Source organism: Streptomyces sp. CA-249302 (assembly GCF_050936785.1).
Taxonomy (GTDB): domain Bacteria; phylum Actinomycetota; class Actinomycetes; order Streptomycetales; family Streptomycetaceae; genus Streptomyces.
Genome location: NZ_JBNJMG010000001.1, coordinates 6314038 through 6333385 on the forward strand (window position 1 = coordinate 6314038; position 19348 = coordinate 6333385).

General features: G+C 69.3%; 18 protein-coding genes and 1 pseudogene. 3 read left to right on the forward strand and 16 right to left on the reverse strand.

Annotated features, from left to right (window positions below; genetic code table 11):
- Positions 1–89 precede the first annotated feature (89 nt).
- A complete protein-coding gene (locus ACQEWB_RS28545; protein ID WP_432835873.1) occupies positions 90–3989 on the forward strand; it encodes a DNA-directed RNA polymerase subunit beta' in 3900 nt (1299 codons plus the stop codon).
- Between the two features lie 73 nt (positions 3990–4062).
- Here ACQEWB_RS28545 and ACQEWB_RS28550 read toward each other — a convergent pair whose 3' ends face one another.
- From ACQEWB_RS28550 to ACQEWB_RS28585, 8 genes are all read right to left on the reverse strand, one after another.
- A complete protein-coding gene (locus tag ACQEWB_RS28550; RefSeq protein ID WP_432835875.1) occupies positions 4063–4326 on the reverse strand; it encodes a hypothetical protein in 264 nt (87 codons plus the stop codon).
- Entirely contained in the window at positions 4319–4543 is a 225-nt protein-coding gene (locus tag ACQEWB_RS28555) for a hypothetical protein (RefSeq protein ID WP_432835877.1), read from the reverse strand. Before ACQEWB_RS28555 ends, ACQEWB_RS28550 begins: the two co-directional genes overlap by 8 nt.
- Before the next feature lie 3 nt (positions 4544–4546).
- Positions 4547–5428: a peptidoglycan-binding protein gene (locus ACQEWB_RS28560; RefSeq protein ID WP_432835879.1), complete on the reverse strand. Its 882-nt coding sequence runs from the start codon at positions 5426–5428 to the stop codon at positions 4547–4549.
- Between the two features lie 44 nt (positions 5429–5472).
- Complete coding sequence (locus tag ACQEWB_RS28565) at positions 5473–5709, reverse strand: hypothetical protein (protein ID WP_432835881.1); 237 nt, start codon at positions 5707–5709, stop codon at positions 5473–5475.
- A complete protein-coding gene (locus tag ACQEWB_RS28570) occupies positions 5702–8065 on the reverse strand; it encodes a hypothetical protein (protein ID WP_432835883.1) in 2364 nt (787 codons plus the stop codon). The genes ACQEWB_RS28565 and ACQEWB_RS28570 overlap by 8 nt, the downstream gene beginning before the upstream one ends.
- Positions 8052–8888, reverse strand: a complete 837-nt coding sequence (locus ACQEWB_RS28575) for a hypothetical protein (protein WP_432835885.1) — start codon at positions 8886–8888, stop codon at positions 8052–8054. Before ACQEWB_RS28575 ends, ACQEWB_RS28570 begins: the two co-directional genes overlap by 14 nt.
- Positions 8889–9019: 131 nt before the next feature.
- Positions 9020–10027, reverse strand: a complete 1008-nt coding sequence (locus ACQEWB_RS28580) for a hypothetical protein (protein WP_432835887.1) — start codon at positions 10025–10027, stop codon at positions 9020–9022.
- 123 nt (positions 10028–10150) lie between these two features.
- Positions 10151–10771 carry a hypothetical protein gene (locus ACQEWB_RS28585; RefSeq protein ID WP_432835889.1) on the reverse strand — a complete coding sequence of 207 codons (621 nt, stop codon included), beginning with the start codon at positions 10769–10771 and terminating at the stop codon, positions 10151–10153.
- Positions 10772–11296: 525 nt separating this feature from the next.
- On the opposite strand from ACQEWB_RS28585, the pseudogene ACQEWB_RS28590 reads away from it, so the two are divergent.
- Positions 11297–12289 (forward strand): annotated as a pseudogene (locus ACQEWB_RS28590) (IS630 family transposase).
- A gap of 132 nt (positions 12290–12421) precedes the next feature.
- Here the strand turns inward: ACQEWB_RS28590 and ACQEWB_RS28595 are convergent.
- The 7 genes from ACQEWB_RS28595 to ACQEWB_RS28625 form a co-directional block, all read right to left on the reverse strand.
- Complete coding sequence (locus ACQEWB_RS28595; RefSeq protein ID WP_432835891.1) at positions 12422–12760, reverse strand: hypothetical protein; 339 nt, start codon at positions 12758–12760, stop codon at positions 12422–12424.
- Positions 12761–12877: 117 nt separating this feature from the next.
- A complete protein-coding gene (locus tag ACQEWB_RS28600) occupies positions 12878–13534 on the reverse strand; it encodes a hypothetical protein (RefSeq protein ID WP_432835893.1) in 657 nt (218 codons plus the stop codon).
- Positions 13535–13592: 58 nt separating this feature from the next.
- Positions 13593–13922: a hypothetical protein gene (locus ACQEWB_RS28605; RefSeq protein ID WP_432844054.1), complete on the reverse strand. Its 330-nt coding sequence runs from the start codon at positions 13920–13922 to the stop codon at positions 13593–13595.
- 65 nt (positions 13923–13987) lie between these two features.
- Positions 13988–14278: a hypothetical protein gene (locus tag ACQEWB_RS28610; RefSeq protein ID WP_432835895.1), complete on the reverse strand. Its 291-nt coding sequence runs from the start codon at positions 14276–14278 to the stop codon at positions 13988–13990.
- 90 nt (positions 14279–14368) lie between these two features.
- Positions 14369–14941, reverse strand: a complete 573-nt coding sequence (locus tag ACQEWB_RS28615; RefSeq protein WP_432835897.1) for a phage tail protein — start codon at positions 14939–14941, stop codon at positions 14369–14371.
- Between the two features lie 132 nt (positions 14942–15073).
- Entirely contained in the window at positions 15074–15481 is a 408-nt protein-coding gene (locus ACQEWB_RS28620; protein ID WP_432835899.1) for a hypothetical protein, read from the reverse strand.
- A 204-nt stretch (positions 15482–15685) separates the two neighbouring features.
- Positions 15686–16912 carry a PQQ-binding-like beta-propeller repeat protein gene (locus tag ACQEWB_RS28625; protein ID WP_432835901.1) on the reverse strand — a complete coding sequence of 409 codons (1227 nt, stop codon included), beginning with the start codon at positions 16910–16912 and terminating at the stop codon, positions 15686–15688.
- 340 nt (positions 16913–17252) lie between these two features.
- Here ACQEWB_RS28625 and ACQEWB_RS28630 point away from each other — a divergent pair, with 340 nt between their 5' ends.
- Positions 17253–18167: a hypothetical protein gene (locus ACQEWB_RS28630; protein ID WP_432835903.1), complete on the forward strand. Its 915-nt coding sequence runs from the start codon at positions 17253–17255 to the stop codon at positions 18165–18167.
- Positions 18168–18686: 519 nt separating this feature from the next.
- Here ACQEWB_RS28630 and ACQEWB_RS28635 read toward each other — a convergent pair.
- Positions 18687–19202: a helix-turn-helix domain-containing protein gene (locus ACQEWB_RS28635; protein WP_432835905.1), complete on the reverse strand. Its 516-nt coding sequence runs from the start codon at positions 19200–19202 to the stop codon at positions 18687–18689.
- Between the last annotated feature and the right edge of the window lie 146 nt (positions 19203–19348).

Here is a 19348-nt window from a genome sequence, read left to right on the forward strand (position 1 = left end):
CCGGAGGCCCTGGTGAGGAACCTCCGGCCGGCCCCTGGACCCCCGTATCAGACCCCAAGACTTACAACCCTGAGAGGGATTGACGCATAGTGCTCGACGTCAACTTCTTCGACGAGCTCCGGATCGGCCTGGCCACCGCGGACGACATCCGTCAGTGGAGCCACGGCGAGGTCAAGAAGCCCGAGACCATCAACTACCGCACGCTCAAGCCCGAAAAGGACGGACTCTTCTGCGAGAAGATCTTCGGTCCGACCCGGGACTGGGAGTGCTACTGCGGCAAGTACAAGCGTGTCCGGTTCAAGGGCATCATCTGTGAGCGCTGCGGCGTCGAGGTCACTCGCGCCAAGGTGCGTCGTGAGCGGATGGGCCACATCGAGCTGGCCGCGCCCGTCACGCACATCTGGTACTTCAAGGGTGTTCCTTCGCGCCTCGGCTACCTGCTGGACCTGGCGCCCAAGGACCTCGAGAAGGTCATCTACTTCGCGGCGTACATGATCACGTACGTCGACGAGGAGCGTCGTACCCGCGACCTGCCCTCCCTGGAGGCGCACGTCTCCGTGGAGCGTCAGCAGGTCGAGAACCGTCGTGACTCCGACCTGGAGGCCCGCGCCAAGAAGCTGGAAAGCGACCTGGCCGAGCTCGAGGCCGAGGGCGCCAAGGCCGACGTGCGCCGCAAGGTGCGCGAGGGTGCCGAGCGTGAGATGAAGCAGCTGCGCGACCGTGCGCAGCGCGAGATCGACCGCCTGGACGAGGTCTGGACCCGGTTCAAGAACCTCAAGGTCCAGGACCTGGAGGGCGACGAGCTCCTCTACCGCGAGCTGCGTGACCGCTTCGGCACGTACTTCGACGGTTCGATGGGTGCCGCGGCGCTGCAGAAGCGCCTGGAGTCCTTCGACCTGGAGGAGGAGGCCGAGCGCCTCCGCGAGATCATCCGCACCGGCAAGGGCCAGAAGAAGACCCGTGCGCTCAAGCGCCTGAAGGTCGTCTCCGCGTTCCTGCAGACCAGCAACAGCCCCAAGGGCATGGTGCTCGACTGCGTGCCGGTCATCCCGCCGGACCTTCGCCCGATGGTGCAGCTGGACGGTGGCCGCTTCGCGACCTCCGACCTGAACGACCTGTACCGCCGTGTGATCAACCGCAACAACCGCCTGAAGCGCCTTCTCGACCTCGGTGCCCCCGAGATCATCGTGAACAACGAGAAGCGCATGCTCCAGGAGGCCGTGGACGCGCTGTTCGACAACGGCCGTCGTGGCCGTCCGGTCACCGGTCCCGGCAACCGCCCGCTGAAGTCCCTGAGCGACATGCTCAAGGGCAAGCAGGGTCGATTCCGTCAGAACCTGCTCGGCAAGCGTGTGGACTACTCCGCGCGTTCCGTGATCGTCGTCGGTCCGCAGCTCAAGCTGCACCAGTGCGGTCTGCCGAAGGCGATGGCGCTGGAGCTCTTCAAGCCGTTCGTGATGAAGCGGCTCGTGGACCTCAACCACGCGCAGAACATCAAGAGCGCCAAGCGCATGGTCGAGCGCGGCCGCACCGTCGTGTACGACGTCCTCGAAGAGGTCATCGCCGAGCACCCGGTGCTGCTGAACCGTGCGCCCACCCTGCACCGCCTCGGCATCCAGGCCTTCGAGCCGCAGCTGGTCGAGGGCAAGGCCATTCAGATCCACCCGCTCGTCTGCACCGCGTTCAACGCGGACTTCGACGGCGACCAGATGGCCGTACACCTTCCGCTGTCCGCGGAGGCGCAGGCCGAGGCGCGCATCCTGATGCTGTCCTCGAACAACATCCTGAAGCCGGCCGACGGTCGTCCCGTCACCATGCCGACCCAGGACATGGTGCTCGGTCTGTTCTTCCTCACCACCGACGGCGAGCTGCGTGACGTCAAGGGCGAGGGCCGGGCGTTCGGCTCCACGGCCGAGGCGATCATGGCGTTCGACGCCGGTGAGCTCGCGCTCCAGTCGGCGATCGACATCCGCTTCCCGGTGGGCACCATCCCGCCGCGCGGCTGGACCCCGCCGGTCGTCGAGGAGGGCGAGCCGGAGTACCAGACCGGTGACACCTTCCGGCTGCGCACCACCCTGGGCCGCGCGCTCTTCAACGAGCTGCTGCCCGAGGACTACCCGTTCGTCGACTACTCGGTGGGCAAGAAGCAGCTCGGTGAGATCGTCAACGACCTGGCCGAGCGCTACCCCAAGGTCATCGTGGCGGCGACGCTCGACAACCTGAAGGCGGCCGGCTTCTACTGGGGCACCCGCTCCGGTGTCACCGTGGCCATCTCCGACGTGGTCGTGCCCGAGGCGAAGAAGGCGATCGTCGCGGGCTACGAGGCGCAGGACGAGAAGGTCCAGAAGCAGTACGAGCGCGGTCTGATCACCAAGGAAGAGCGCACTCAGGAGCTCATCGCGATCTGGACCAAGGCGACCAACGAGGTCGCCGAGGCGATGAACGAGAACTTCCCCAAGACGAACCCCATCTTCATGATGGTTGACTCGGGTGCCCGAGGAAACATGATGCAGATGCGGCAGATCGCCGGTATGCGTGGTCTGGTGTCGAACGCCAAGAACGAGACGATCCCGCGTCCCATCAAGGCGTCCTTCCGCGAGGGCCTGTCCGTGCTGGAGTACTTCATCTCCACGCACGGTGCCCGTAAGGGTCTCGCCGACACCGCCCTGCGTACCGCCGACTCGGGTTACCTGACCCGTCGTCTGGTGGACGTCTCGCAGGACGTCATCATCCGCGAGGAGGACTGCGGTACCGAGCGCGGTCTGAAGCTGAAGATCGCCACGCGCGGCGCCGACGGTGTGCTGCGCAAGACGGACGACGTCGAGACCAGCGTCTACGCCCGCATGCTCGCCGAGGACGTCGTCATCGACGGCAAGGTGATCGCGCCGGCCAACGTGGACCTGGGCGACGTGCTCATCGACCAGCTGGTGCACCACGGCATCGAGGAGGTCAAGACCCGCTCGATCCTGACCTGCGAGTCGCACGTCGGCACCTGCGCCATGTGCTACGGCCGTTCGCTGGCCACCGGCAAGCTGGTCGACATCGGTGAGGCGGTCGGCATCATCGCCGCCCAGTCCATCGGTGAGCCCGGTACCCAGCTGACGATGCGTACCTTCCACACCGGTGGTGTGGCCGGTGACGACATCACCCAGGGTCTGCCGCGTGTCGTCGAGCTCTTCGAGGCCCGTACCCCGAAGGGTGTCGCCCCGATCTCCGAGGCCCAGGGCCGCGTGCGGATCGAGGAGACCGAGAAGACCAAGAAGATCGTCATCACGCCGGACGACGGCAGCGACGAGACGGCGTTCCCGATCTCGAAGCGTGCCCGTCTGCTGGTCAGCGAGGGCGAGCACGTCCAGGTGGGCCAGAAGCTCACCGTGGGTGCCACCAACCCGCACGACGTGCTGCGGATCCTCGGTCAGCGCGCGGTCCAGGTCCACCTGGTCGGCGAGGTCCAGAAGGTCTACAACTCGCAGGGTGTGTCGATCCACGACAAGCACATCGAGATCATCATCCGGCAGATGCTCCGCCGCGTGACGATCATCGAGTCCGGCGACGCCGAGCTGCTGCCCGGCGAGCTGGTCGAGCGCTCGAAGTTCGAGACCGAGAACCGTCGTGTGGTGCAGGAGGGCGGTCACCCGGCCTCCGGTCGTCCGCAGCTCATGGGTATCACCAAGGCCTCGCTGGCCACGGAGTCCTGGCTGTCGGCGGCGTCCTTCCAGGAGACGACGCGAGTCCTCACGGACGCGGCGATCAACGCCAAGTCCGACTCGCTCATCGGTCTCAAGGAGAACGTCATCATCGGTAAGCTCATCCCGGCCGGTACGGGTCTGTCCCGCTACCGCAACATCCGGGTCGAGCCGACCGAGGAGGCCAAGGCCGCGATGTACTCGGCCGTCGGCTACGACGACATCGACTACTCGCCGTTCGGCACGGGCTCCGGCCAGGCCGTTCCGCTGGAGGACTACGACTACGGTCCGTACAACCAGTAGTAGCCGGTTCTGAAGTAGTTGGTTCTGAAGGGCGGTCACCCCGTTTCGCACGGGGTGACCGCCCTTCGGCGTGTCAGCGACTCGACAGTTCTACGACGGCCACGGCCGCGGTGGTGAGGGCGGCGAGGACGCCGACGCTGGCGAGCGGCCAGCGGGAGCGCTCCAGGGAGTCCAGGCGCTTCTCGTGGTCGGCGAGCTGCTTGTCGGTCTGGTCGCTGCGCTGGACGAGCAGGGCGAGCGAGCCGTCGACCCGGGCGAAGCCGGCCTCCAGGGTGCCGCGCAGCCGCTCCAGCTCCAGGGCCACGGCGATCGGGTCGTTCGGGTCCGTGTCACCCATCGGCATCTCCTCCGGTGCGCAGCCACTTCGGCAGCAGGGCCTGGACGCCGGGCAGCGCCATGACCCGGGTCAGCCCGCCCGCGACGGCGAGCGAACCGGCCACCCACGGCAGGGCCGCCGGTATGCCGGAGGCCCGCACGATCTGCGGCAGCATCACCGCCACGCCGACGGTGGTCTGGAGGGCGGTGCGCAGAGTGCGCTTGCTCGAGTCCTTCACGGGTCAGGCCTCCTTCACGTACGGCACCTTGAGCGCGGCCCAGGACTTCGCGCCGGGCCAGCCGTCGGCGGAGGCGCCGGTGTAGCCGAGCCTGCGCTGCCACTTGGCATACGAGGCGCGGTCGGCGTCCGTCCACTGGGGGCCGGGGCCTTCGGCATAGGCGGAACAGCCGACCGCGGTCAGCCGCTTGCCCATGGCGGTGACGATGGCGGACTTCGGGTTCTTCCTGAACCAGGCGGCGCCGGGGAAGGGCTGGTGGGCCGGGGTGGACTTCGTCGGCCTCGTCGGCTGCGCGCCGAGCCGGGCGGCGACCCGGGTGCGGAAGGCGGCCATCGTGAAGCCGCGCGGGTCGATCTTGGCGCTGGTCCACTCCTTGTGGCCGATGACCGAGGCGGCCGTCCAGCCGTGCGCCCGGCACAGCGCGGCCGACGCCCGGGCCATGGCGTCCAGTTGGACCTCGGGCCAGGGGTCCTCGCCGTCGCCGAGGTTGACGCACTCGAAGCCGTAGAAGTGGGTGTTGCCGTCGGTGTCGTTCTGGTCGGGGGCGGGCAGCGCGGTGTTTTCGGCGGCGACCGCGCGCAGTACGTCACCGTCGCCGCTGCCGGCGTGGTTGGCGCGGCCGTTTCCGACGAGGTGGACCGTGCCGTCCTTGGCGATGACTCCGTGACAGAGCGGGCCGGGGAGGTCGGCGCGGCCGTCGAAGCACAGGTTGACGGTGGCGGTGGTGCCGGAGGTGACGGTGTGGTGGATGACGACGCCGTTGACCGGGCCCCAACTGCCCTTGCTGTTGCGGTTGTTGGTACGCCAGCCGGCGTGTTCGACGACGGTGACGCCCTCGGCCCGCAGGGCGGAGACGAGGGCGTCGGCGGAGAGGGGTTGGGCCATGGGTGTGCCTTTCGGTGCGGGATCCGGCAGCCGGGTACGGGCGGTTACACCTCGACCGGTGCCGTCGGGTCGGGGCCGGTGTCGCCGGCCGGGGGGCCGCCGGAGGCGATGGGCGCGGTGGCCTCCGTCGGGTCCTCCGGCTCGCTGGGCTCCTCCGGTTCCCCGGTCGCCGGATCGGGGAGGGTGACGGTGACCTCGACCGGGACGGCGACGATGGGCGTCGAGGTGTCGTCGGCCGTGGTGTCGTCGGTCGAGGCGTCGGAGGCCGTGGTGTCAGACATACGCGGACTCCTTGATCTCGCCCCAGGTGTGCCCGGAGGCGGTCAGCGCGGCCAGAGTCGCGAACGCGGCGGTGACCGAGGCGTACGTGGACAGGGCCACGGTCGGCGGATCGGCGGCCGCGTCGGGGGTGAGGTTCTTGTCGGCGGGCGTCCCGTTGGGTTCGGTGCCGCGCAGGGTGAGGGTCTGGCGTATCCCGGCGTCGGCGGTCGCCGTCGTGCTGATGCCGACCACCCAGGCCAGGGTGGAGAGCCGGGTGCCGCTGGTGTCGGTCAGCCGGACGATGTCGCCGAGCTGCACGCGCGGGTCGTACAGCACCTCCACGTCGCCGATGACCGGTACCGGGTAGGCGCCGGCGTCGTAGAGCGAGTCCGCGATGGACTGGGCCGCGGACAGGTCCTGGACCCAGTCGGTGGACTCGCCGGTGTGCTCCTGGCGGCCGTAGTACTTCTCGCTGGCGGTGCCCGCCGCATAGGCGGTCGCCGTGCGGTCCGCCGGGTCTGCCCGCGGCTTCAGCGTCATCAGGTAGACGGACGGGGTGCCGTCCTTCTTCGCCGTGTAGAGCGTCTGGGAGCTGCGGTTGCTGAAGCGGACGACCAGGTAGCCGTCCTCGCGGCGGGTCAGTACGTCGACCGCGCCCTTCACCGCCGTCGTACCGGCGGCGGTGGTGGCGAAGCGGACCTGGGAGCCCGCGGTCGTCACCGAGTCGTCGTCCGTGCCGGGCGGGCCGACGTCGAACTCCTCCTCGGCCATGACGTACTGCACGGTCAGGGTGCCGCCCGCCGGGATCGTCCGTACGACGGTGTCGGTGTACGTCGTGCCGGCGTCGACGCCGAAGTCCTCCCAGACCTTGGCGGGTTGGACGACGTAGTTGCGGCAGGCGTCGATCTCCTCGGCGAGGGTCAGCGAGGAGATGTCCCGCACCGAGGTGAGCGCGAGGTCGGCGGTGGTGGGGATGTCGTTGAAACGGGTGTGGTTGCGCCAGCGGAAGATGCCCCGCTCGTCGAACTCCGCCGTCGCCATGGTGGCCTTGGCGATCTGGCCGAGGACCTCCCACTGCGAGCCCGACACCCGCGGAACCGCGTACAGCGGCAGGATCGCGTCGTCCAGTTCGGCGGCCTTGGTCCAGGTGCCGGCCTGGGTGAACACCGAGGCGGTGGGCATGCCGGACAGCCCGCTGGTGAGCTGCACGCCCTCCACGGCCATGCCGGTGGTCAGCTTCAGCTCGCGCAGTTCGGCCGCGTACTGGAGGCCCGCGCTCTCCGTGAAGGTGGCGGCCCCGCCCAGGTACTGGGTGCCGTCCGGGCCGGTCAGCCGGGGCTGCACGGTGGGGTAGACCGAGGTGCCGCTGCCGGTGGTGTCGAACAGAGCGCCGATGTGCCAGGGGCCCTTGAGGGTGGCCAGGCCGTACCAGTACCACTCGAAGTACCAGTACGAGCCGTCGACGGTGGCCGAGTAGACGCGGACGGTGCCTGCGGCGAAGTTCACCTCCATGCGCAGGGAGCCGCGCGCGGTGCCGGTGCGGTCCAGGACGAGTTCGAGGGTGACCGTGTCCCGGGGGCCGATCGCCGGGTTGACCCAGGCCTCCGCGAACAGTCGGGTGCCGGGCACGGTCACCCGGGAGCGCGGGAACCAGCTCGCGGTCACGGTGCCCGCCCTGTCCGTCGGCAGCAGGGCCATCTCGTGCGGGGCGCCGTCCCGGGTCCAGGTGTAGTCGGCCGCCGCGGGCAGCACCTCCGGCTGGCCGTACGGGGTGGCGAAGCCGCCGTGCAGCGAGGCGTGCACCAGCGTGAGCGGCTGGCCGTCGGCGAACGCCGGGTAGCGGGCCGGCGGCGCGGTCAACACACCTGCCTGGCGCAGCAGTTCGTCCACGCACCAGGTGGCGGTGGCCACCGGCCGGCCCCAGTAGAAACCGGCGTACGGCTTCGGCAGCAGCGCCGGTCCGCGCAGCCGCTCGGCGCCGTCCAGCGCGGTGAGCTGCACCGAGTCCGTGCCGGCCTGGGCCGAGCGGGACCTCAGCGTGCCGCGGAAGGCCGGCAGGGTCGTCGTATCGACACCGCCCCGGTGCACCACGGACTGGCCCGGCCGGGCCAGGTCGCCGGTGGCGCGGTCCGCCCAGGGCGCGTACAGCTCGGGCGCGGTCGTGCCGCCGGTGCCGGACAGCTGGAGTTGGAGCTGCGCCGAGGAGGAACCCGAGAACGCCCGCATCGCGGCGGGCAGATCGGTGGCGTACGACCGGTCCAGCTGCCAGGACTGGACCTGCGCGGAGAGATCCCTGCCGCCGAGCCGGGTGCTGTGCGTCGTGGTCCGCTCCCCGGCGGCGAGAGCGGCGGTCGTGGCGTCGTCAGCCTGCTGCACTGGAGACCTCCACCAGGTCGATGCTGAAATTCCGGTACGGCAGCGGGCGCCCCGGGGTGTCGCTGTACCCGGTGACGGACATCGGGGGCAGCCCCTCGCCGGCCAGGCCGTCCTCCGGGGCGCCGCCGTAGGTGAGGCAGGCGCCGGCGAGGGAGTAGGTGCCGGCCGTGCCGGGACGGGCGGTGGGGGTGGCGTAGGCGGCGCCGGCCGGGGCGGTGCCGGTGACGACGGGGCCGTCCGCCCCGGCCGAGCTGATGTAGGTGCCGTCCGCCTTCTTGTAGTCGATGCCGACGCGGCAGGTGCCGAGCGCGGCGATCGCGGTCGGGGCGCGGAAGGAGACCGACATGCCGGGTGCGGCGGGGAAGTTGCCGACGGTGTTGACGCAGCGCCAGGCCACCGTGCTGGTCGCGTCGGCGGCGGTGAAGGCGAACGTGCCGGCGGCGGTGGTGCTCTCGGCGACGGTGCCCGTGGTCGACGTACGGAACCACTGGGCGAGCCCCGTGATGTCGGTGGCACCGGCGATGCCGGTACCGGCGGCCTGGTTGAGCCCGAGGGAGTTCCCGGCGGCCGGGTCCACGACGAACACCGGGCCGGAGCCGTCGATCCTGCGGGCGAGGCGGTCCAGGGCGCGGGCGTGCGCGGGGGCGAGCAGGTCCCAGGCGAGCTTGAGGCGGCGCACGGGGGACTGGTTGCGGGTGACGGTGACCCGGCCGCCGAGCGACTTGAACTCGCTGACGCCCAGGTCGGAACTGCGGTCGAAGGACTTGGCTGCCTGGTCGATCTCGGTCATGGAGCCGGGGCGGCCGATCCAGAGGTTTCCCATGGGGACTCCTGGAGGTTCTGGAGGCGGGCATGAAAAAGCCGACGGGGTGACCGTCGGCGTACGGGGGTGCTGTTCGGGGCGCTGGGCTGTGCGGGCTGGGCGGGGTTGTGCTGGGCTGTCCTGTGCCGGATCTATCGGCGGGCGAGCTGTCGTTGGCCCAGGAACACCGCGCGGGCGATCTCCTGCGAGTCGACCTGGACGACGACCGGGCGGTCGGCGAGCTTCTCCACGGCCGCGGTGAGGGTGCGCAGGCCGCCGCCGTGGCCGAGCATGCGCTCCAGCTTGGACAGCGGGATGACGGCCTCGTTCTCGCCGGCCTCGCCGAGCAGGGCGAGGGTGCCGCCGGAACGGGCCTGGATGACACCGCCGGTGGCGAGGTGGGGCACCGGCACGCTCAGACGGGGGAAACCGAAGGAACGGCCACCGAACTTCGGGACCCAGTCCGGGATGCTGATGTGGATGCCGGCGAGTGCGCCGAGCAGGCCGTTGAGGGCGACGGCGAGGCCGGTCAGCGGGGCGATCATGGCGTTGCCGAGGCCTCTGAGCAGCGGTCCCGCGTTCTTCGCCAGTCCGCCGACCGCCGTACCGATGTGCTTCATGGCGTACGAGACGCCCTTCTGCAGCAGGGCGGTGATCTTGTCCATGTTGACGAACTGGGCGATGAGCGGCGTGAGCAGCGTCATCACGAGCCCGAACGGGCTCGCCGACATCGCGAGGTTGAGCCCCTTCTGCGCGAGCGAGGCGCCCTTGAGGCCCTTGCCGAGGCTGCCCATGGACTTACCGCCGGTGTCGGCGTTCTTGGCGGCCTTGCCGACGGACTTCTCGACGGCGTCGGCCTGACTCTTGACGCTCTTCAGCTCACCGTGCGCGCCCTTGGCGGCGGACTTGAGCTTGTCGAGGGAGGACTTGAGTTTGTCGGTGCCGGTACGGGCCTTGCCGATGCCGCTGTCGGCGTTCGTCGCAGCCGTCTTGATCTTGCCGATGCCGTCGCCGGACTGGGTGGCGGAGGTCTTGAGTTTGGTGAGGGAGGTACTGAGCTGGTCGGAGCCGGTCTTGAACTTGGCGAGCGCTGCGCTGTTGTTCGCGGTCGAGGACAGGCCGCTCACAGAGGAACCGGCCCGCTGAGCTGCCTGCTGCATACCGGGCAGGGCGGAGGACGTTCTGCTGACCGCTTCACGGAAACGATGGATTGTTTCGGTGGCCCTACTGAACGATGAATTAATACTCACGGATACTCCCTCTGGCGACTTTACAGGAGATGATCAAGCTACCGTTGAACTTAGGGCCCTCAATTTTTCCCCAAAGTCATCGATTTTTGAACTCATGGCACCGAATGACTGCACTACTCGCTTGCGTTCATCTTCGACATTTTTCTTCTTCTCCTCCGCGTCGTGCGCCATCCTCGCGATGGATCGATATATTTCGACGCTTTCCTCGAAAGCCTCACCGGCCCTTTTGTGTGCCTTTTCTGCGCGTTTTTTCTCCGCATCGACTGCCCAGTTACCCGCTTCTCCTGTGCTGCCCCGGAGTCGTTGTGCAATGCTTATGGCGCGCTTCGCTTCCTCGGCAGCCTCCTTCGTCCGCTGATCCAACTTGACGAGCTTCTTGTCCGCGGCTTCGAGCTTTCCCTTTTCGTCGCGCGCGTGGGGCCATGTCCACTTCTGGGAGCCGGCGAATACGATCCCCTTTTCGTCCACCTTCAGGATCGCTGCGTCGATCTTGAGCGGAGTGAATCCGATAGCTGCGGCCCCGGCGGCTATCTTGAGGATGTCTACCGAAGTGCTAAGTCCATTGAGTTTGTGCTTGAACTTGTCCGCCTCGTCCTTCGTCCACAGGTATCCGACGCTTTCATTGCTGCCAGACCCTGTAGCTCCTGCTGCCATTTCCATCTCCAATTCGCAAGCTGAGCTTGTCGCTCAGCGGTGATGTATGTCACTATGATCAAATGGACGCTCTGGGGTGGATCTGTTTCTGTCTGGTACTCTTTCCGATTCCCTTTTTGTTCTGGTTTGGGATCATTCCTCTGTGGGTTGACCGAAGGCTTAGGCGAGTCGGCAGGGAAGTCATGGGGCGATGTCGGGTCATCTCGACCTCGGAGGGGAGATATTCGACGAGCTTTGAATTCTCGACGCATTCCGGAGTTCGGGTGATCTACATATCTCCGCTCAGTGGCAGCACCTGGGGTACGCCCGGGGAAGAAGCCCTGATGGTGTACGATCCCAGCTCTCCGTGGCGCAGGGCGCGCAGCCGGCGGGAGCTTGACTCTCGATCCGAGGCGTGGATGTCTCTTTGGTGGGGCCTCGTGCTGGAGATGATTATGGTCACGGTTCTTCTTCTTTACCTGACCTACTGAGGAATCCGGGTTCACCGGCCATCGGCACTGGGCGGCATAGAGATCGGGCGGGGGTCTGTCGGATGAACGGCGGCAGTTCCGTGAGGGCATCCGGATGATGGCCGCCGAGCGGTTCGCCGGGGGCGGGCCGAGCTCGGTGATCGCAAAGGAGTCACGGGTCAGCGTGCGCTCGGTCAGCGGTGGCGGCGGGCTTGGGACAAGGGTGGTCCGCGGGCCTTGCGGTCGGTGGGTTCGGCTTCGCCGCCGCGGCTGAGCGAGGCCCAGTTCGCGGTGCTGGAGAGCGAGTTGGCCAAGGGACCGGTTGAGCACGGCTGGCCAGACCAGCGGTGGACGCTATCCAGGGTCAAGACCGTGATCGGACGGCGCTTCCACAAGAGCTACACGCTGCAAGGTGTGCGCAAACTACTCATCCGGCACGGCTTCTCCTGCCAGGTGCCGGCCAGACGAGCCGTCGAACGCGACGAGGAGGCCATCTGCGGCTGGGTGAAGGAGACCTGGCCGCACGTGGAAGCACTGCGGCGGCGCTCGACGCCTGGGTCGTCTTCGAGGACGAAGCCGACTTTCTCGATGACGCCGCCGACCGCACGCACTGGGCCAGCTGTCCGTCGCTGTCCTGGCCTGCTACAAGACAGGCCACTCGCCCCGGCTGATCTACCGGCCCAGACGACACAGCGGACGACGTGAAGAGCGCCGGAGCTTCGCCTGGACTGACTACCGAGACCTGCTCATCGCGGCCCACCGGCAGCTCGGCGCCCCCATCGTCCTGATCTGGGACAACCTCGGCACCCACCTCTGCGCGGACATGCGCCGCTTCATCGAAGGCCAGGACTGGCTGACCGTCGTCCGGCTCCCCGCCTACGCGCCCGAGCTCAACCCGGTCGAGGGTATCTGCCCGCTGCTGAGACGCGGCTACACCGCCAACGTCGCCTTCACCAGCACGGACCACCTCATCCGCACCGTCCGCCAGGGCCTTCGCAAGATCCAGTACCGTCCAGCACTCCTCGACGGCTGCCTCGCGGAAACCGGACTCGCCCTCCGCCCCGGATAACTCACGACGACAACCCGAGTTCAAGCTCCGTAGCCGCACCGGATTTCCTCAGTCGTCGGCCGGCGCGGAGGTTTCCGGCGGTTGCCACGGTGTTGCCTCGTCGTCGTGCACCCCGGGGCGCCGGTGCTGTCGTCAGTGGTCTTCGTTGTTCGGGTGTGGGCGGGCCGATGTGGGGCCGGACGGGTGTGGGAAGGGGAGGACCGTCGCGTTGGTGGGGGTGTGGTGGCGGGTTCTCGATCGTGCCGTTTCCGCTGCTGCCTCCGCCCGCCGGCGTTCGTCGTGTTCGAGTCGGTCCCGCCAGCCCGCCGCGTAGGCCTTGAACTCCCGCTTCTCGATCTCCGTGCGGGTCGTGATCACGAGATCGGGTGGCAGGGGGCGGCCCTTGAGGTGCGCGGCCAGGGCCTGCCCCAGCTCGGTGGCCGCCTCCTCGGCCTCGGTCTCGCCCTGTGTCGTGCCGTCGTCCCTCGTCATGAGCCCCCCATCCCTCCGTATCGCCCGGACTTTCGATAGCATTAATCGAACATGTGAGCGATAGTTGTTGAAGGATACTCCACGCGACTGTGGGACGGAGAGGGAAACGGAGTCGGTTCAAGCCACTTCGTAGGTGCCCACCACCCGGATCACCCCACCGCTGCCCCACGCCGTGCCGAGGACGCCCGTCTCCTTGATCTGGGAGATCGCGGGGGACGAGCTCGACAGTGGGCCCCACAGGGTGTAGGTCGTCGCACCCGAACTCGTCGTGGGCTGGCAGGTGAGGATGGCCCGGCCGCCCGACGTGACGTTCACCGCGACGCCCTGGAACTGCGGCAGTCCGCCCAGTGCGCCGGCCGTGACAGGCAGGCTGAAGTAGTAGAAGCCGCTGCCGAAGGTCGTCGTGGACTGGAACGCCACCAGCGTCGTGAAGTGGCAGACCTTGCCGACGATCGCGTACTTGCCGGTCAGCGTGCCGTTCCCGATCGCGGGCGCCGTGGTCTCGGCCGTCCAGGCGGGGGTATACGTGTTCCACGCGCCCATCGCGATCCACACCGAGCCCGTGTAGTAACTGAGGGTCCCGGGCGTGGTCAGCCAGGCGACCATTCCGGCCACCGGGGTCGTGACCGCGGCGTCCCGCTCGGCCGCCGTCGCGTAGCGCAGGATCGTGCGGTTGTCGATGCCCTCCACGAGGGACTGGAGGTGGAGCGGGAGGTCCGCGGTGTCGGTGGACTGGGGGTAGGGGAGCTTGCTGAGCGCGGTGTAGAGGGTCATGAGGTGTCATCACTCCTGCGTGAAGTACTGGGCTGAAGTACCGGGCTGAAGTACCGGGTTACGTGAAGAACTGGGCCAGTTCGGCGGGGCTGGGGTTGCGGACGCCGGGCGCTTCGGAATCCGGTTCGGCCTCCCGCGCTCCCGGCCGCGGCACCGGCTTCGGGTACTCCAGCGGCTCCGCGTCCTCGTCCCGGTTGACGGTCGCGAACATCCAGTTGGCCTCGGCGAGTTGGTCGACGGCGGCGGCGAGGAGGTGGTCGGTGACCGTCCAGTCGGCCGCCTCGCCGTGCAGGGCGCGCAGGGTCGCGCTGTCGCGTGGCAGATGCCTGACCAGCACCGCGAGCCGACGGGAGGAGAGCCGGCCGCGGTGCCAGTCGAGCAGGTCCACGCCGTAGTGGCGGAGCAGGTCCGCCTCGAGTGCCTCGGCGTGTTCGTCCACGAACTCGCCGAGGCTCAGCCTTCCCCCAGGCCGAGCCCCGTCTCCTTGCCGTACGCCTCCAGGATCGCGGCGATGTCCTGCATCGTGACCTCGTGCCGGTCGAAGCGCTCGAACTGGGCGTCGCCCATGAGCGCGCGCAGCAGCCCGTCGACGTCGTTGTCGTCGAGTTCACGCAGGGAGCGGGCGGTCCTGCGGGTCAGTTCGGTGGGAAGCGTGAACGTGGCGCCGTCCACGGTGAAGGACCAGGTCCGGCCGAGGGCCTCCTGGCGCTGCGCACGGGCGGCTGAGACGTCGAAACTCGCCATGGGGCAACTCCTTGCTGAAAGACAGGGGATGGGGGATACAGGGGATGGGGAAGGGGGGCGGTCCGGACCGCCCCCCGATCGGACGGTGGATCAGGCCGCGTACGCCGGGTCCTTCATCAGGAAGGTCGCCAGCGGCTTGGTGTCGTCGACCGCCAGCGCGGTGAAGGTGACGCCGAGCTTGATGGAGGTCGTGCGGGTCAGCGAGAGCTCCTCGGAGTCGGTGACCTGGCCGCGCGGGAGGACGAAGCGGTACGTGATGGAGCTGCCGTCGGTGAACTCGATGCCCAGCGCCTTCTCGTTGAACTTCGGGGCGGAGCCCAGCTCGTACTTGTAGATGCCGGAACCGGTGGCGGTCTCGGCGAGGGTGTCGCCGCCCATGAAGAACGGCAGGGTGTCCTCGTTGAGCTGGAGCAGCTGGAACTTCACGGTCAGGTCGCGGTCGGAGTAGATGAACCGGGCCGGGGAGACCGACTGCCAGGTCTCGACCGGGTCCAGCTTGTCCTTCTTCGACAGCTTGATGCCGTCCGTCGAGGTGTAGCCGAGGTCCTTCCAGGCCGCCGCCCACGCGGTGGTGGTGTCGGTCGGCGCGGCCGTGCCGACCGGGGCGACCAGGATGCGTCCGGTGCCGGCGACGCGGATCTCGTTGGCGTTGTTGCCTGCCATGGGTGACTCCTTGGGATGGTGACGGTGATGGTGACGGGTGGGTTGTTGAGAAGTGCCGCCGTGGTACGGCGAAGGCCCTGCCGTTCTCGAACGGGCAGGGCCTGATCAGGGTGAGCGGGCGGGGGCGCGCGCTCAGGCGGGTCGGATGTTCAGCCGCACCGTGGAGAAGTAGCGGTTGGCGGCGGACCGGTTCCAGTCCGGCAGCCAGCGCGGCCCGTCGGCCTCGACGACGTCGGTGACGTATGCCGTTCCGTACGAGGTGCCGCGCAGCGCGAGCAGCGCCGAGCGGACCGTGAGGGCGAGCGTGTGGGCGCTGGTCTTGTTCGGGCCGTACACCTCGAAGTCGACGAGGGGCTGGTCCAGGTGCTGGTCGTCGATCCAGGCTCCGCCGGAGCGGGAGACCAGGACGACCGGCTGGGTGCCGTCGAATCCGGTGGGCGGGATGTTGTCCACCGTCGCGGCGGCGAGTTCGGTGCGGTCGGTCAGGAAGTCGACGACGAGTCGTTCGACATCCGGGAAGGTGACCGTCGGATCGGCCAAGGTGCGGCCTCCCTTCGTGAAGGGGCGGACGGGTTGTCGCGTGGAAGCGTGCGGAGCCCCGCGGTTGTGCCGCGGGGCTCCGCCATGCGAAACGGCGGGGCCGTTACCCGGTGTCGGGCACAGCTCCGCCGCTGCACCAACTGTGACACGTTGCGAGCGAGCGCGCAATCAACTTGCTTTCGGGTGCCCTCAGCCCGGCTGCCCTCAGCCCAGGTGCCGACCCGTCTCCGCGTCGACGCAGGCAAGCCGGGTCTCGCCGGTTCGCCGGTCACGTACCTGGAGGAGTACGCGGTCGTGGCCGAGCGGTACCGGGCCGCCGAGGATGGGGGAGGCGACCGCCTTCGTCCACAGCGCGCTGCCGTCCCGGATCAACGCCACCGTGTCCCTGTCCCAGGTGAGCACGTAACCCGGCCCGGCAACGAGGTCGTGCGGCCGTACCACCTTTCCGTACGGGCCCGTCGGTGACAGTCGCCGCAGGTTGCGCCCGTCGTCGATCCGGGCGGCGTACAGCTGCCGGCGCCAGGTGACCACGTACACCCGGTCGCCGACGCACACCGCCTCGCGGAGGGTGCCGGAGCGCCAGCGGCTCAGTCGCCAACTGCCCAGGAACCGGGCCCGGTCGGGCTCCGCAGAGGAGAAGAGCTGGACGCCGCGCTCGAAGGGGCCGGCGAACAGAGCGCGGTTCCCGTCGACGAGAGTGGGGCTGTGCCAGGAGTTCTTCAGCGCCTTCCCGTCGGGGAACCGTGTCTCGGCGAGCGTCCTGCCCGTCTCCGAGGCACGTACGGCAAGGGTGTTGCGTACGCCGCCGCTCCAGCTGCGGAAGACGGCCGCGTCCTCGGAGCCGTCCTGTTCGAGCAGGCTGCCGGACCCCTCTTCCCAGAGCTCCTCGCCGCCGCGGCCGTCCAGGGCGCGGATGTTCCCGTCGTCCAGGATCACCCGTTCCCCGCGCACCACCAGGCCGTAGATCCGCTTGAACTCGTCTTCCCACAGCGTCTCGCCGGTGAGTGCGTCGACGCCGGCGATCGCCGCGCCGCGCTCCTCGTTCTCGTCGTTCCAGATGACGAGAGTCTTGTCGCCCACAGCGGCGATCCGGTGCAGTCGGCTCTTGCGGCGCGTCCAGCGCACCTTGCCGGTGGCCGCGTCCAACGCGGTGAAGCCCTTGCGCTCCCGATCCCAGCCGACCGGGACCACGACCACCTCGCCCGCGACGACCGACTCCGCCGACTTCGCCTTCTCGATCTCCTCGCTGCACCAGCGCAGTTGCCCGCTCTCGGCGTCGAGGGCCGCGATCCGGCCACCCGGCACCGGCACGTACACGGCTCCGCCCACCACGACGGGCCGCCCCACCCCGCCTCCGACGGCCCGCAGCGTCCACAGCCGCCGCTGCGCGTCCGCGTCGACGGTCAACCGCACTCTGTCCTCGTCAGCCACTCGAACCCCCGCGAACTCCCGGGGCGGATCCGCCCCACCCCTGACACCCCACCCGTGATCTGTCGTACCGACAGCGGCCACATTCAACTGGCCCGCGCGCCCTGGGGCGAGGGGGAATCTCCGTCCCACCTGGTCCGGACCTGCAGTGATGCGGGATCCCGTGCGATTCCTGTCAGGTTGGTGAAGTAGGCTCCGGCCGGTCTTCCGTCAGTGAATGCGATGTGAACAAACGGGCTGGGTGAGGGAACTGCTGCCTGACGGGTGACGTTGGACGGTTACTGAGGACCGTCCTCGCGCGGGGGTGCGCGATGGGGCTGGGGACGAGAGCAAGGCTTACGGGGTGGATGCGGACGCGAGCAACGCGCGGCACGGGCATGCGATCGACTGGCTTGAGCACTACGAGGATCTGCCGCATCTGATAGCCAGGGTGTCCGAACTGGTCCACCGCCTCGGCCACGACCCCGGGGACCTCGTCGTCCTGCCCCGGGCCGAACTCGACCGGCGTGAACTGGGCGCCTACAGCGCGGCCTGGACGGACGTGGTCGACGAGCAACTCCCGGCGATACGGCATGCCTACGAGGAACGGATCACCGCCGCGTACCTCCAGGGCCACGAGGACGCCCGCACCGGCCGCCGGCCACGCCGGACCAGGCGGCCCGAGGGCGAGCGGGGCGGGGGCGTAGGGGGCGGCGAGGTCATCCCGTTGCCGTACCTCCAACTCCTGCGTCCGCCTTCGGAGTTGACGCGGGTAGAGGAGCGGGGGCAGTGGGGGCGGCCGGTCGAGGCGGGGGGACGGCCTGTGTACGACGACACCGGCGAGGGCGTCGCCGCCTCCGGGCTCACGTCCGAGTCGGCGCCCGCGCCTGTGCCCGAGGCTGCGCCCGATTCCGCGACTGAGCCCGGGATGGGCGCCGTGCCCGCGGCCGATGCCCCGGTCTCCGCTCGCGAGCTGCGGGGGAAGCGTTCGGCTTCGGTCGACCGGCGGACGGTGGTGCGGCGGAACGGCCGGCCCAGTGTGCCTCCGTTGACACGTGCCGCCGGTGACACCGCGGGGGCGGCACGGGAGAAGGGTCGCCGCCAGCAGGAGGAGTCCGACTCGCGGGGCGCCCGGGACGAGGACCGTCCACGTCTCTCGGACAAGGCCCGGGTGCTCGCCGAGGAGTTGGAGAGCAAGGGCCGGGCTTCGGGGCGGAGCGGGGACGCGCAGGGGGAAGGGGTGGAGGAGGGGGACGGGGGGACGCGGGGGCCCGGCTGAGGCGGCGCCTGCGATGTCCGGACCGGGCGAAGGACGGGGGGAAAGGCAGGGCGAGGCGGCGCGAATGGGCGCGGACGACGTTGAGCCCCGGCGCCGTGGGGCGAAGTAGGCGAGTAGGCGAAGTACCGGGGCCATGGGAGTCGGGCCGGAGGTGTCGTCGCGGGCACGGCGGGTTCGGCAGGGCGATGGGCAGGGCCGTCATGGGCAGGGTGTGATGCCCACCCCCGTACGGGCTGCTCGGCCGCGGCTGGGCAGCGGGCGCCCGTGCGGTCGGAGCGGGGACCGCTCGGCGTGCGTACGACTTGGCGCAGCCGTCGGCCCACGGGCGTTCCTTGGCGGCGCAGCTCCGCCACGGGCGTAACTCGGCGGCGTACTGCCGCCCCGGGGGTTCCTCGGCCGTGCACTGCCGCCCCGGGTGTTCCCCGGCGGCCGGCAACCGGGAGGAGTCGGCGACTTGCAACCGGAAGGCGTCGGCGGCCCTGCCGGGAGGCGTCGGCGCCGACTGCCGGAAGGAGGAGGTCAGTCCGAGGTCGACGAGGTGCCCGTCGCCGCCTCCATCGAGAGGCGGCCGTCCGCGCGGGCGTGAGCCTGCCTGGCCGGCTCGGTCTCGGCCGCGGTGCCGGGCTCGTTCGGCAGGAACTGCTCCGCCACCCTGAGGAACATGTCGCGTCGGTCGGCCGGTACGCCCAGCAGGTCCGCGACCTCCTCCAGCGTGGGCCGGCGGCCGAACTCCGTGCCGGGCGTGGGGGAGGCCGGCCGGCCGCCGGGGTCGGTCAGTTCCTCGGCGGTCAGCCGGCCGGAGCGGATGAGCATGTCGCGGACCGGCACGCCCAGCACCCGGGCGAGCCTGCGGGTGGTTTCCAGGTCCGGCATGCTCTGCCGCTGCAACAGGCGGGTGACGGCGGCGCGGTGCACTCCCGCCTCGTCCGCGATGCGCGACTTGCCGCCGCCGCGCGGGCTGTCGATGTCGTAGCCGCGGCCGCGCATCAGGTCCTCGACCCAAGCGGCGAACGCGTCCAGATCCTGACTGGTCATGTGAGGCTCGCTTCCATCGGAGTGCGGCAAGTTTAGCTTGCTTGCGCGCGAGGAATTACGTGCTCTCGCGCAAGCAGTGGGCAAGGGTTTGGTGAAGGATTGGTTGGGCGGGTCGGCCGTTGGCATATTTGTTGCGAGCGCGCACG